The organism is Pseudomonas sp. Irchel 3A7 (assembly GCF_900187565.1).
Lineage (GTDB): Bacteria > Pseudomonadota > Gammaproteobacteria > Pseudomonadales > Pseudomonadaceae > Aquipseudomonas.
Genome location: NZ_FYED01000001.1, coordinates 237235 through 251831, shown reverse-complemented (window position 1 = coordinate 251831; position 14597 = coordinate 237235). Strand labels below are relative to the sequence as shown.

At 59.6% G+C, this 14597-nt stretch carries 8 protein-coding genes; 3 read left to right on the top strand and 5 right to left on the bottom strand.

The features are described from left to right. Window positions 1-68 precede the first annotated feature (68 nt). From msrA to aceE, 5 genes are all read right to left on the bottom strand, one after another. Window positions 69-716 (bottom strand): peptide-methionine (S)-S-oxide reductase MsrA, encoded by a 648-nt coding sequence (msrA, locus tag CKW21_RS01140; protein WP_095192193.1) that lies wholly within the window; start codon window positions 714-716, stop codon window positions 69-71. A gap of 143 nt (window positions 717-859) precedes the next feature. Then, window positions 860-3553, bottom strand: coding sequence for a bifunctional diguanylate cyclase/phosphodiesterase (locus CKW21_RS01135; protein WP_095192192.1), 2694 nt, complete (start codon window positions 3551-3553; stop codon window positions 860-862). Window positions 3554-3815: 262 nt separating this feature from the next. Continuing rightward, on the bottom strand, window positions 3816-5210 hold the full coding sequence (locus CKW21_RS01130) for an alkaline phosphatase D family protein (protein ID WP_095192191.1): 1395 nt from the start codon (window positions 5208-5210) through the stop codon (window positions 3816-3818). Window positions 5211-5486: 276 nt separating this feature from the next. Then, on the bottom strand, window positions 5487-7451 hold the full coding sequence (aceF, locus tag CKW21_RS01125; protein ID WP_095192190.1) for a dihydrolipoyllysine-residue acetyltransferase: 1965 nt from the start codon (window positions 7449-7451) through the stop codon (window positions 5487-5489). 11 nt (window positions 7452-7462) lie between these two features. Further along, window positions 7463-10108, bottom strand: a complete 2646-nt coding sequence (gene aceE, locus CKW21_RS01120; protein WP_095192189.1) for a pyruvate dehydrogenase (acetyl-transferring), homodimeric type — start codon at window positions 10106-10108, stop codon at window positions 7463-7465. Between the two features lie 72 nt (window positions 10109-10180). Here aceE and CKW21_RS30220 point away from each other — a divergent pair, with 72 nt between their 5' ends. From CKW21_RS30220 to waaF, 3 genes are all read left to right on the top strand, one after another. Further along, on the top strand, window positions 10181-10495 hold the full coding sequence (locus CKW21_RS30220; RefSeq protein ID WP_141232873.1) for a hypothetical protein: 315 nt from the start codon (window positions 10181-10183) through the stop codon (window positions 10493-10495). Then, the gene (glnE, locus tag CKW21_RS01115; protein WP_095192188.1) at window positions 10492-13431 is read left to right on the top strand and encodes a bifunctional [glutamate--ammonia ligase]-adenylyl-L-tyrosine phosphorylase/[glutamate--ammonia-ligase] adenylyltransferase; all 2940 of its coding nucleotides are present in this window, start codon (window positions 10492-10494) and stop codon (window positions 13429-13431) included. Before CKW21_RS30220 ends, glnE begins: the two co-directional genes overlap by 4 nt. Window positions 13432-13561: 130 nt before the next feature. Then, window positions 13562-14596, top strand: a complete 1035-nt coding sequence (gene waaF / locus CKW21_RS01110) for a lipopolysaccharide heptosyltransferase II (protein WP_095192187.1) — start codon at window positions 13562-13564, stop codon at window positions 14594-14596. The last annotated feature ends 1 nt before the right edge of the window (window position 14597 follow it).

The following is a 14597-nucleotide window of genomic DNA, read 5'->3' as shown; positions in this document are numbered from 1 at the left end:
CGTAAAACCGGATGCCCTGCGGCGTCCTCGGGTTTTTCGCGAGCGAGCTCGCTCCTACAGGTTACTGGTCAGATCGGGCAGGTCACGCCAGTGCCGCCAATGCCGCAGTAACCTTCCGGATTCTTGGCCAGGTACTGCTGGTGATACGCCTCGGCATAGTAGAACGTCGGGGCTTCGTCGATTTCGGTGGTGATGATCCCTTGGCCGGCCTTGGTCAGTTCGGCCTGGAACACTTGCGCGCTCTTCTTCGCCGCTTCCAGTTGTTCCGGTTTGGTGGCGTAGATCACTGAGCGGTACTGGGTGCCGATGTCGTTGCCCTGGCGCATGCCCTGGGTCGGGTTGTGCAGTTCCCAGAACATCTTCAGCAGCTCTTCGTAGCTGACTTTCTCCGGTTCGTACACCACCAGCACCACTTCGCTGTGACCGGTCAGGCCCGAGCAGACTTCTTCATAGGTCGGGTTCGGCGTGTAGCCGCCGGCGTAGCCGACGGACGTACTGAACACGCCTTCACGCTGCCAGAAGCGACGCTCTGCGCCCCAGAAACAACCCAGGCCAAAAATGGCGAATTCCACATTGCCCGGGAACGGACCCAGCAGCGGGTTGCCGTTGACGAAGTGTTCGTCCGGAACCTTGATCGGGGTTTCGCGGCCAGGCAGAGCTTGTTCTTTTGTAGGAAGCACGTTTTTGTTCACCAGAATTTCCGAGCGCAGAACCATTATCAGTCCTCAGTCAGGGTAATTAGTCAGATCTGTAGGAGCGAGCTTGCTCGCGATGGACTTCAGGGCAGCGCGCCGCACCAGGCAGCGCGCGTTATCGTTTACGTACATCGCGAGCAAGCTCGCTCCTACAAGTTTACAGATCAGGCGATCGGGCCGCGCGGGTAGCGTTTGAGCTTCTCGATCAGCTCGGCGCCCGGGATCGGTCGGTCGAACAGGTAGCCCTGGCCGACATCGCAGCGGTGGCGACGCAGGAAGGCCAACTGCTCGGCGGTTTCGATGCCCTCAGCCACGACCTTGAGTTTCAGGTTGTGGGCCATGGCGATCACCGCGGAGGTGATTTCCATGTCGTCCTGGTTGTCCGGGATTTCGTGAATGAAGCTCCGATCGATCTTAATGATGTCGATGGGGAATTTTTTCAAGTAGCTGAGCGACGAGTAACCGGTGCCGAAGTCGTCCATGGCCAGGGTCAGGCCCAGGCGCTTGAGCTGGTCGAGCTGCAAGTGGGTATCTTCGGTGGCTTCCAGCAGAAGGCCTTCTGTCAGCTCAAGCTCCAGCAGGTTCGCCGGCAACGCTTCTTCCTTGAGGATGTTGGCGATGGACGCCACCAGGTCCGGGTCGGAAAACTGTTTGGGAGACAGGTTGATCGCCACCTGAAGATTGCCCAGCCCGGCGGCGGTCAGCTCTTTGCTCTTGCGGCAGGCCTGGCGGGCGATCCATTTGCCGATCGGAATGATCAGGCCGGTTTCTTCCGCGACGCTGATGAACTGGTCCGGCCGGATCATGCCTTTTTCCGGGTGATCCCAGCGCAGCAACGCTTCCATGCCCAGCAAGCGACCGCTGCGCAGGCAGAGCTTGGGTTGATAGAACACGTCCAGCTCGTTCTGGGTCAGGGCGCGCCGCAGGTTGTTTTCGACGAACAACTTGTAGCTGGCTTCGGCGTTCAGTGCTTCGGTGAAAACCTGCACCTGATGCTTGCCGTTGGCCTTGGCCTTGTGCAGCGCCAGCCCGGCGTTACGCATCAGGGTTTGCGGATCGCGCCCGTGCAGCGGCGCGCAAGCTAGGCCTACGGAGCCGGTGACGCTGATCAACTGGTTGTCGACGAACATCGGCTTGTCGAGGGTCGTCAGCAACTGGTTGGCGACCAGTTGTCCGGTGTGGAGGTCGGCATTGTCCAGCAGCACCGCAAATTCGTTACTGGCGAAACGTGCCAGGCTGCCGCTCGGGCTGAGGCTGTTGCGCAGTCGCCGGGCCAGGCTGATCAGCAGCTTGTCGCCGGTCTGGTGGCCGAGGCTGTCGTTGATGCGCTTGAAGTTGTCGATGTCCACCAGCAACAGGCTGATCGGGGTATCGCTGTCTCGGGCGAAGCGTTCATCGAGATTGCGGATGAATGCCGGGCGGTTGCCGAGGTTGGTCAGGTTGTCGGTGTAGGCCAGGCGCTCGATGCGTTGCTGGGCGAGCTTGGTCTGGGTGATGTCTTCGTAGATGCCGATGTAGTGAGTCAGTTCGCGGTTATCGCCGTAGACCTTGGAGATCGACAACTGGCCCCAGTAGGGTTCGAGGTTTTTGCGGCGGCTCTTGAATTCGCCCTGCCAACTGTTGCTTTTGGCCAGCGCTGACGGCGCGTCGAACAGCAGCTCGCTGAGGTTTTCCAGTGCCGGCAGTTCCGCCAGGCGCTGGCCGTGGACTTCTTCGGTGCTGTATTGGGTGATCGCGGTGAAGCTCGGGTTGACGTATTCCACTACGCCATCGCAATTGACCAGCAGGAAGGCGTTGGCGCTTTGCTCGACCGCTCGCTGGAACAGGTGCAGGGCGCTGGTGGCGGTGCGCCGGTTATGGTTGCTGATGACCTGCGCGAACTGGTCCGCCAGCTCGCCGGCGAAGGCGATTTCATCCGACTGCCAGGCGCGGGTAGCGCCGGTTTGCTCCAGGCACAGCACGCCAACCACCTGGCCGTCGACGCGGACACTGGCGTCGAGCATTGCGTTGACATCACGCGGGCGCAGGCTCTCGGCCATTTCCCGGGTGCGCGGGTCGCGCATGGCGTTATGGGCGTCGATGGCGCGGCCAGTGTGCAGGGCGTCGAGGTAGTCGGGAAAGTCGCTGACGTCGATTGGCTGCGGCAACAGGTATTGCTGGTCGGCGCGGTAGTAGGCCGAAATCGGCACCAGCATCGAGCCTTCCAGGTTCCACAGGCTGGCGCAGTCGATTTCGTAGATCTCGCAGGCACTGCGGGTGATCAGTTCGGCGGCCTCTTGCAGGGAGTTGTTGCTGCTGTAGCGCTGGCGGGTCAACAACAGGATCAGGTCCTGCTGGGCGCGAACCCGGTCCAGATGCTGCAGTTGTTCCTGTTGTGCGCGCTGGTTGAGCTCCAGGGCGATTTGCAGCCGAGAGTTCTGGGTTTCCAGGTCCAGCGCCGGCAGCAACGGGTCATCTTCGAAGAGACCGTCGATGACCAGCAGGTAACCGCGCAACAGGTGTCGATTGTGTTGTTTATAGGCTTCGCCCAGCTCCAGCAAGTTCAGCGAACCTGTGGCGGTGTGCAGGGTGTAGCGGATCAGGTAATGCGTGGCTTCTGTCAGCTGTTGCTGGATCGCGTCATGCAGCTGATAGCGCGCTTCCGGCTCCATCAGGCTGGCGTAGGGCGAGCCGACCAGGGCGCACAGCTCCACGGCCGGCAAGCCGAATTGTCGTTCGCAATTGGGATCGAGAAACAGCAGCGCCCAGCTAGGTTCATTCAGCCGTTCGAAACGCAGCATGCCGAGCCGCGAGGGCACAGGCAACTGCGTCACTACCTCGGCCACCATACGGCTGGCGGCATCGGGTTGGCTCTTCATAGGGAGGGAAACTCGCTTCGTATTTGCTGAACGCGCCGGGCTCTCGCCCTCTTTACTGTTGCCTGCGGCAAGGTTGCATCATTGCGACACCGACTGACAAGAGACATGAAGGCCAAGTGCTATAAGAATATGTCGGCAGGAGCGAAGATTTCTTCAATTAAGGTCAAAAGTAATGCTATTTCCGTAAAAATCGCAGCCTTGCGCAGCTCATACAAACGACGTACATCCTGCAGGGGGCGGAAGGCTTCGATCTTTAGTTTTCTTAGCGCAACGGGATATCGGTCGATTGCAACAGGTTGCCATTGCGATCGTGATAACGCACATGAATCTGTTCGGCGTCGACAATCAAATGTGCGAAGTTGTCCTGGCTGATGACCTTGCTGGTGAGTTCATGTCGATAATCGCCTGCGGCGGTTCGGGCCAGCGGCTGATCGAGGATAAAGGTTGAGTCTTTGGCAAAGGGCAGCAGTTTGCTGTTGCACAGCGGAGACGAAACGATGGCATGAATTTCGAAGTCCGGGTCCTCGCTGTGGCTCAGGCGGCTGGTCAAGGAGCCGTGGACATCGCCCGAAACGAAGATGACGTTCTTGATCTTGTGGAGGCGAATGGTCTCCAACAATCGTAATCGTTGTTCGGGGAAAGCCTCCCAGGCGTCACCGGCAGGGCGTTTGCGGTCTGGGTAGAACATGACGCTGGTGACCACGAATTTGACTCGGGCCGGGCTGTGGATCAGCCAGTCGCACAGAGCCTGTTCCTGTTCGATATCAAAAATGCGCCGGTCGTTAGCCGCGAGATTGCGTCGGGTACGGCTATCGGTGACAAACCACTCGATATCGCCATGGGTAAACTGATACCAATAGTGTTTGAACTGCCAGTTTAATTGCCCTTCAGTATTCAACTTATGGGCCGGACTGTGACTGGCTTGAAATAACTCATAGGCACCCATGGCGTTTTTGTATAACTGTTCATCGCCTCTGGTTTTATTGGCTGGCCAGTTGTCTTCGATTTCGTGGTCGTCGAGGATCATGTAAGTCGGCGTGCCGGACATCAACTTTGTAATGTGCGGCTGAGAAAAGGCGATGCGGTATTTGGCAAGTATTTCGTGGTATTCACGATCCGGTGCAATGAAGTTCAAATCATCGATATAAACCTGGTCGCCTGTCATCAACATGGCGCTGATGGGCGGTGAGCCATGTTTTGCCAGGTTTGAAATGGATGCGAAGATCCGGTCACCCAGATGCGGTGCCCATGGCACGCCGGCCGTCATGCTCAAGTAGCGACATGATCCGACGACATAGGCCCGTGGCGTTGTGATCTGGTTCGACTGCGTGCGAAAGCGATAGACGTCCCGAGGCCATTGCAGTGGCAGTTCCTGAATGGTTTCCACGGTGTGCACCGGGTTCATGGGGCTGAGCCATCCGGCCTGATACTCGTATTCGGTATCGGCATTAAGATCATGGAGAACTATTACGTCGGCCATGTCGCGTGAAGCCGTCAGTTGCGTAAAAAATCCTTGATTCCAGCGCTCATCACCTATCCGTCGATAACGGATACCGGCAAATACCAAAGCGCCTTTCTGTCTTTCGCCGCGTAAAAATATTCGGGCTTGATTCATTGTAGTGTGGCCAATAATAGGGCCTACAGTTGGTTTTAACATGGTCGAGTCCATTCGATTGTTTATGATTCAAGTTGCCGGGTTTTCGACTGTTTTGCGCAGTTGTAAACAAGGCTAGTTATTGAATGCGAAAAAATATCGAGCCGAAATGGACTTGAGTTGTGGGCGATATCAGCCACAAATGTAGGAAGGCTCTCTGCCAGATAAAAACATCAAGCAAAAAAAAGCCCCGCCAAATTGGCGGGGTTGAGGTACGAGCGTGGCGCTCGGAAAACTTGAAACGCGGCAGGCCCCCCGGTGAAGGAGGGCCTGTCGGGGTTACAGCAGGATGGTGCGGATGTCCGCCAGCAGGTCGCTCAGACGCTTGGTGAAGCGAGCGGCAGCGGCACCGTTGATCACACGGTGATCATAGGACAACGACAGAGGCAGCATCAGTTTCGGCTGGAAGGCTTTGCCGTCCCAGACAGGCTGGATGGTTGCCTTGGAAACACCGAGGATCGCCACTTCCGGCGCGTTGACGATCGGCGTGAAGCCGGTGCCGCCAATGTGGCCGAGGCTGGAAATGGTGAAGCAGGCGCCTTGCATTTCGTCCGACGAGAGCTTCTTGGTCCGGGCTTTTTCAGCCAGGGAAGCGGCCTCGGCGGCCAGTTGCAGCAGGCTCTTCTGGTCGACGTTTTTGATGACCGGTACCAGCAGGCCATCCGGGGTGTCGACGGCGAAGCCGATGTTCACGTATTTCTTGCGGATGATCGCCTTGCCGCTCGGTGCCAGCGAACTGTTGAAGTCCGGCAGTTCCTTGAGCAAGTGCGCGCAGGACTTGAGCAGCAGCGGCAGGATGGTCAGCTTGACGCCGGCCTTCTCTGCAACGGCTTTCTGGGCGTTACGGAACGCTTCCAGCTCGGTGATATCCGCCGAGTCGAATTGCGTCACGTGCGGCACGTTCAGCCAGCTGCGGTGCAGGTTGGCGGCACCGACCTGCATCAGGCGGGTCATTGGCACTTCTTCGATTTCACCGAAGCGGCTGAAGTCCACGACCGGGATCGGCGGGATGCCCGCGCCACCGGTTGCGCCGGCGGCAGCGGCCGGCGCTTCCTTGGCCTTCTGCATCATGGCCTTGACGTAAACCTGCACGTCTTCCTTCAGGATGCGACCGTGCGGGCCGCTGGCACCGACAGCGCTCAGCTCGACGCCAAACTCACGGGCCAGTTGGCGCACCGCAGGACCTGCGTGAACCTTGGCGCCAGGCTTGGCCGGGGCGGCAACAGGAGCAGCAGCTGGAGCCGATGCAGCAGCCGGCGCGGCGGCAGGCGCAGGAGCGCTCGGTGCAGCCGCCGCAGGTGCCGGGGCAGCAGCCGGGGCCGCGCCTTTGACTTTCAACTTCAGAATCAGGTCGCCGGTACCGACTTCGTCATCCAGCTTGATGGAAACGCTTTCCACCACGCCAGCGGCAGGCGATGGGATTTCCATGCTGGCCTTGTCGGATTCCAGGGTGATCAACGATTGATCAGCCTCGACGGTGTCACCGGCCTTGACCAGGACTTCGATGATCTTGGCCTTGCCGGCCGAGCCGATGTCCGGAACGTGAATGTCCTGAACACTGTCTGCCACGGGGGCAGCCGGAGCTGCCACAGGAGCAGGGGCGACAGCCGGAGCAGGTGCAGCGGCCTGGGCTGGCGCGGCAGCAGGTGCAGCAGCACCCGCCACTTCCAGGTCCAGGATCAGGTCGCCAGTGCCGACTTCGTCGTTGAGCTTGACGCTGATGGCCTTGACCACGCCAGCGGCAGGCGATGGGATTTCCATGCTGGCCTTGTCGGATTCCAGGGTGATCAACGATTGATCAGCCTCGACGGAATCGCCGACCTTGACCTGGATCTCGATGATCTGGGCCTTGCCCGACGAACCGATGTCCGGCACGTGCACTTGCTGAACCGAAGCGGCTGCTGGCGCAGCCGCAGGAGCGGTCGGAGCTGCTGACACAGGAGCAGCAGCGGCCGGTTTCTCTTCGGCTTTCGCAGCAGGCGCGGCGGCAGCCGCAGGGGCAGCAGCGGCACCTTCGACTTCCAGCTCGAGCAGTTCGTCGCCTTCTTTCAGGCGGTCGCCCAGCTTCACTTTCAGGCTCTTGATGATACCGGCCTTCGGCGCAGGCACTTCCATGCTCGCCTTGTCCGATTCCAGCGTCAGGATGCTCTGGTCGGCTTCGATACGGTCGCCGACCTTCACAAACAGTTCAATTACTTCACCTTCACCGCTGCCGATGTCAGGTACGCGAATGAGTTCGCTCACAGAATCTCTCCTCAGCAGTCCAGTGGGTTGCGTTTTTCCGGGTTGATACCGAACTTGGCGATGGCTTCAGACACCACTTTAGGTTCGATATCGCCACGGTCAGCCAGTGCTTCCAGGGCTGCCAACACCACGAAATGACGGTCGACTTCGAAGAAATGACGCAGTTTCTTGCGGCTGTCGCTGCGACCATAACCGTCGGTGCCCAGGACTTTGAATTCCTTGGACGGTACCCACTGACGGATCTGCTCGGCGTACAGTTTCATGTAGTCGGTCGAAGCAATGACTGGACCTTGACGGCCGTTCAGGCACTCTTCAACGTAGCTCAGCTTAGGCTTCTGGCCCGGGTGCAGACGGTTGGTGCGTTCTACGGCCAGGCCGTCGCGACGCAGTTCGTTGAAGCTGGTAACGCTCCACACGTCGGCGCCGACGTTGAACTGTTCGCGCAGGATCTTCGCCGCTTCGCGGACTTCACGCAGGATGGTGCCGGAGCCCATCAGCTGCACGTGGTGCGCCGCTTCGCGGTTGTCTTCTTCGAGCAGGTACATACCCTTGATGATGCCTTCCTCGACACCGGCCGGCATGGCTGGTTGCTGGTAGGACTCGTTCATCACGGTGATGTAGTAGAAAACGTCCTGCTGCTCTTCGGTCATTTTCTTCATGCCGTCCTGAATGATCACCGCCAGCTCGTAGCCGTAGGTTGGATCAAAGGTGCGGCAGTTCGGGATGGTGGCAGCCAGGATGTGGCTGTGACCGTCTTCGTGCTGCAGGCCTTCACCGTTCAGGGTGGTACGGCCGGCGGTGCCGCCAATCAGGAAGCCACGGGTACGGCTGTCGCCAGCGGCCCAGGCCAGGTCGCCGATACGCTGGAAGCCGAACATCGAGTAGAAGATGTAGAACGGCAGCATTGGCTGGTTGTGGCTGGAGTACGACGTGCCGGCAGCGATGAAGGAGCTCATGGCGCCCGCTTCGTTGATGCCTTCTTCTAGGATCTGGCCCTTCTTGTCCTCTTTGTAGAACATCACCTGGTCTTTATCGACTGGCTCGTAGAGCTGGCCGACGGACGAGTAGATGCCCAACTGACGGAACATGCCTTCCATACCGAAGGTACGGGCTTCGTCCGGGATGATCGGGACGATGCGCGGACCGATTTCCTTGTCCTTGACCAGTTGCGCGAGGATCCGCACGAAGGCCATGGTGGTGGAAATTTCACGGTCGCCGGTGCCGTCCAGGATAGCCTTGAGGGTTTCCAGTGGTGGCGTCGGAACGTTGAAGCTCTGCGCGCGACGCTGAGGCACGAAACCGCCCAGTGCCGTGCGGCGTTCGCTCAGGTAGCGGGCTTCGGCGCTGTTCGGTTCCGGTTTGAAGAATGGCAGGTTTTCCAGTTCTTCGTCTTTTACCGGAATGTCGAAGCGGTCGCGGAACAACTTCAGGCTCTCGACATCGACCTTCTTGGTGTTGTGCGCGGTGTTTTTCGCTTCGCCGGCACCGGTGCCATAACCCTTGATGGTCTTGGCCAGGATGACGGTAGGCTGTTCTTTGTGGTTGACCGCTTCGTGGTATGCCGCGTAGACCTTGTACGGGTCGTGGCCGCCACGGTTGAGTTTCCAGATCTCGTCGTCGGACAGGTCTGCAACCATCGCCTTGAGTTCTGGCGTGTTGAAGAAGTGTTCACGTACGAACGCGCCGTCTTTGGCTTTGTAGTTCTGGTACTCGCCGTCGATGACTTCGTCCATGCGGCGTTGCAGGATGCCGTCGACGTCCTTGGCCAGCAGTGGGTCCCAGAAACGGCCCCAGATGACTTTGGTCACGTTCCACTGAGCACCGCGGAACACGCCTTCGAGTTCCTGGATGATTTTGCCGTTGCCGCGAACCGGGCCGTCGAGGCGCTGCAGGTTGCAGTTGATGACGAAGATCAGGTTGTCGAGCTTCTCGCGGCCAGCCAGCGAGATGGCGCCCAGGGATTCCGGCTCGTCGCACTCGCCGTCGCCCAGGAAGCACCAGACTTTCTGTTTGCCAGGCTGGATGAAGCCACGGGCTTCCAGGTACTTCATGAAGCGCGCCTGGTAGATCGCCTGGATCGGACCCAGACCCATGGATACGGTCGGGAACTGCCAGAAGTCAGGCATCAGCCAAGGGTGCGGGTAGGACGACAGACCTGTTCCGTCGACTTCCTGGCGGAAGTTGTTCATCTGGTCTTCGGTGATGCGGCCTTCCATGAACGCACGGGCGTAGACGCCTGGCGAGGTGTGGCCCTGGAAGTAGATCAGGTCGCCGCCGTGTTCGTCGGTCGGGGCCTGGAAGAAGTAGTTGAAGCCGATGTCATACAGGGTCGCACTGGAAGCGAAGCTGGAGATGTGACCACCCAGGTCAGAATCTTTCAGGTTCGTACGCATTACCATGGCCATCGCGTTCCAGCGTACCAGCGAGCGAATGCGGCGTTCCATGAACAGGTCGCCAGGCATGCGTGCTTCGTGGGTCACCGGGATGGTGTTGCGGTAAGGCGTGGTGATGGCGTAAGGCAACTGCGAGCCGCTGCGGGTCGCGAGTTCGCCCATACGGGTCATCAGATAGTGAGCACGGTCTTCGCCTTCTTTGTCGAGAACCGATTCCAGGGCGTCCAGCCATTCCTGGGTTTCGACGGGATCGAGGTCTTGCATGGCTTGCTCCAGGGCGGAAAGGCTACCAGAATCGGTTGCCTGAGTTAGCGACTGGCCTTGTGGGCAGACGTTATGAATTCTTGGATTGCCGATAGGTTGTTCCGGCGGCGTGTAGTTTTACTACAAATCATCCGGCATTTCAGCTATCCGAATGTATATACGAGTAGTAAAACTACAGAAGAGCGGCTTGTGGCCTCCGACTACGTTGTGAGAATAATCGTTAAGGTTGGAATTTTGCTAACCAAAAAAGGTGAGAGCTTGATGCTGGCTGCCAAAAATAAAGAGATTTCAGCTATTTCTAACCTTTGTTCGACAGTCGATCAGGTAGTGCGTTTCGTTAAATCACTACATACAGCCCTCTACACGCCGATCAAGGATAGACCATGAGCCTTCCTTCGCTTGTCGAACTGCCAGCCATTCTGCTGCCGTTTGTCACCCGCGCGCAGCAGTCGTTGCGCGCCGCCGTTGCGGCTTTGGATAACGACCATGGCTTATCCGAATGGACGCCTGAGCGTTGGGAGCAATTTGCCCGCGTGACGGCTGCCAGCGACTTCGTGACCGAACAAAGCGTGCGTGACCCACTGATGCTTCTTGAGCTGGTGCAGTCCGGCGAACTGGACCGTCACTACGCTCCCGGCGAGTTGTGCGCGCAGATCGCTGCGGCAGTGAGCGTCGCTGAAGCCGACGACCAGCTCGGCCGGGCGCTGCGTCGCCAGCGCGCGCGTCACCAGGTGCGGATCATCTGGCGTGACCTGACCCGCCAGGCCGATCTGGTCCAGACCTGCCGCGATCTCTCTGACATGGCTGATGCCAGCATCGATCAGGCTTATCAATGGCTGTATGCGCGACATTGTCAGCAGTTTGGTGTTCCGACCGGTCGACGCAGCGGCGAACCGCAGCAGATGGTTATCCTCGGCATGGGTAAGCTCGGCGCGGTGGAACTCAATCTGTCGTCGGACATCGATCTGATTTTCGCCTACCCCGAGGGCGGCGAAACCGTTGGCGTAAAGCGCTCGCTGGACAACCAGGAATTTTTCATCCGTCTCGGCCAGCGCCTGATCAAGGCACTGGATCCGATGACCGTCGACGGCTTTGTGTTCCGTGTCGACATGCGCCTGCGACCCTACGGTTCGTCGGGTGCGCTGGTCCTGAGTTTCAATGCACTGGAGCAGTACTATCAAGACCAGGGCCGCGACTGGGAACGCTACGCGATGATCAAGTCGCGGGTGGTGGCCGGCGATCAAGTAGCCGGCGCGCAATTGCAAGAGATGCTGCGCCCGTTCGTTTACCGGCGTTATCTGGACTTCTCGGCCATCGAAGCCCTGCGCACCATGAAGCAACTGATCCAGCAGGAAGTCCGGCGTAAAGGCATGGCCGACAACATCAAGCTTGGCTCTGGCGGCATTCGCGAAGTCGAGTTTATTGCCCAGGCGTTCCAGCTGATCCATGGTGGCCGTGACCTGAGCCTGCAACAACGTCCTCTATTGAAAGTGCTGAGCACACTGGAAGGCCAGGGCTACCTGCCGCCAGCAGTGATCAATGAATTACGCGAAGGTTACGAATTCCTGCGTTACACCGAACACGCGATCCAGGCGATTGCCGACCGTCAGACCCAGATGCTGCCCGATGGCGCTCAGGATCAGGCGCGCATTGCCTTTATGCTGGGCTTCGCCGATTGGACGGCTTTCCACAAGCAGCTTATGTACTGGCGCGGTCGTGTGGCCTGGCACTTCGGCCAGGTGATCGCTGATCCGGATGAGGAGCAGGGCGCCGAAAGCGAAGTCGTGGTGGGCGGTGAGTGGCTGCCATTGTGGGAAGAAGCCCAGGATGAAGAAGCGGCCTGCCGGCAGTTGCAGGAGGGTGGTTTCGCTGATGCCCCCAAAGCCTTGAAAGCCTTGGCCAGTCTGCGCAGTAGTCCGCAACTGCGGGCCATGCAACGACTGGGGCGCGAGCGCCTCGATGCCTTTATTCCGCGTTTGCTCGCCCAGGCCGTGGAGCACGCCAACCCGGATCTGGTGCTGGAGCGGGTATTACCCCTGGTGGAGGCGGTGGCGCGTCGCTCCGCTTATCTGGTGCTGCTGACCGAAAACCCCGGCGCGCTTCGACGCTTGCTGACCTTGTGTGCCGCGAGCCCGTGGATCGCCGAGCAGATCACGCGATTCCCGTTGCTGCTCGACGAACTGCTCAATGAAGGTCGGTTGTTCAAGCCGCCCCTGGCGCCGGAACTGGCCGCCGAGTTGCGCGAGCGCCTGACGCGGATTCCCGAGGATGACCTTGAGCAGCAAATGGAAGCCTTGCGCCATTTCAAACTGGCGCACCGCTTGCGGGTGGCCGCCTCGGAAATCGCCGGTAGCCTGCCATTGATGAAAGTCAGTGATTACCTGACCTGGCTCGCCGAAGCGATTCTTGAGCAGGTGCTGGCCCTGGCCTGGCGCCAGACCGTGGCCAAGTACGGTACGCCGTTGCGCACCGATGGCACCCTGTGCGATCCCGGCTTCATCATTGTCGGTTATGGGAAAGTCGGTGGCCTGGAGCTGGGGCATGGTTCGGATCTGGACCTGGTATTCATCCACGATGGCGACCCGCAGGCGGAAACCGACGGGCCGAAGTCTATCGATGGCGCGCAATTTTTCACCCGGCTTGGGCAGCGAATCATCCACTTGCTCACGGCCCAGACCAACTCCGGTCAGCTGTATGAAGTGGACATGCGCTTGCGGCCATCCGGCGCATCGGGGTTGCTGGTGAGTTCGCTGGGGGCGTTTGCCCGTTATCAGGAGGGCGAGGCCTGGACCTGGGAGCACCAGGCGTTGGTGCGGGCGCGGGTGTTGGTGGGTAGCGAGGATGTCGGCCGGGCATTCGAGCAGGTCCGCGCAGCGATTCTGGGCAAGACGCGGGATCTGCCGACCTTGCGCCAGGAAGTGAGCGAGATGCGCGCCAAGATGCGCGATAACCTGGGCAGCAAGAGCACTGCTGCCGGTACCGGGGCAAATGCCTTCGAGGCCACGGCACCGTTTGATCTCAAGCAGGATGCCGGAGGTATCGTCGATATCGAATTTATGGTGCAATACGCGGCCCTGGCGTGGTCGGAAACTCACCCGCCATTGCTGCGCTGGACCGACAATATCCGCATTCTGGAAGAGCTGGAACACGAAGGGCTGATGCCCGCCGAAGATGCCAGCCTGTTGCGTGAAGCCTATAAGGCCTATCGCTCCGCCGCCCACCGGCAGGCCTTGCAGAAGGATCCCGGGGTGATAACCGGCGACCAGTTCGCGGATGAACGGCGACAGGTCATGCGGATCTGGCGTGAGCTGGGGCTAAGCTGAACAGGATGTTTGAAACACCGAGTACCCAATATGGGGGCGAGCCTGCTCGCTCCCACAGAAGATCTGCAGTTTTTGTAGAATCATCGAGGCGGGGAGGCGTATGCCTCCCCGGTTCGTTTTTGGAAGCCACATGAAAATTCTGATCGTTGGGCCCAGTTGGGTCGGTGACATGGTGATGGCGCAGACACTGTTTCAGTGTCTTAAACAGCGCCACCCGCAGTGCGAAATCGACGTGCTGGCCCCCGAATGGAGCCGGCCGATACTTGAGCGCATGCCCGAAGTACGCCAGGCCTTGAGCTTCCCGCTCGGCCACGGTGCACTGGAACTGGCGACGCGTCGGCGCATCGGCAAATCCCTGGCCGGCCAGTACAGCCAGGCGATCCTGTTGCCCAATTCCCTGAAGTCGGCACTGGTACCGTTTTTTGCCGGTATCCCCAAGCGCACCGGTTGGCGTGGCGAATTCCGTTACGGCCTGCTCAACGACGTGCGCACGCTGGACAAAGAGCGTTACCCGCTGATGATCGAACGCTTCATGGCGCTGGCTTACGAGCCCGGCCTTGAACTGCCCAAACCCTATCCGCGACCCAGTCTGCGGATCGACCCGGTGACCCGCGAAGCGGCACTGGCCAAGTTCGGTCTGGTGCTGGATCGTCCGGTGCTGGCGCTGTGCCCGGGTGCAGAGTTCGGTGAGTCCAAGCGCTGGCCGTCCGAGCACTACGCCAAGGTTGCCGAAGCGAAGATTCGCGAGGGTTGGCAGGTCTGGCTGTTCGGTTCGAAAAACGATCACGCGGTGGGCGAAGATATCCGTTCGCGGCTGATTCCCGGCTTGCGTGAAGAATCGGTGAACCTTAGTGGCGGCACCTCGCTGGCCGAGGCGATCGATTTGATGTCGTGCGCCGACTCGGTCGTTTCCAACGACTCCGGCCTGATGCATGTCGCCGCTGCGCTGAACCGTCCGCTGGTGGCGATCTACGGCTCGACGTCGCCGGGCTTCACGCCACCACTGGCCGAGCATGTCGAGATCGTGCGCCTGGGCATCGAATGCAGCCCGTGCTTCGATCGCACGTGCCGTTTTGGTCATTACAACTGCCTGCGTCAGCTGATGCCGCAAGCGGTGAACGAAGCCTTGCAGCGTTTGCAGGGTACTGTGGTCGAGGTCAAATAGT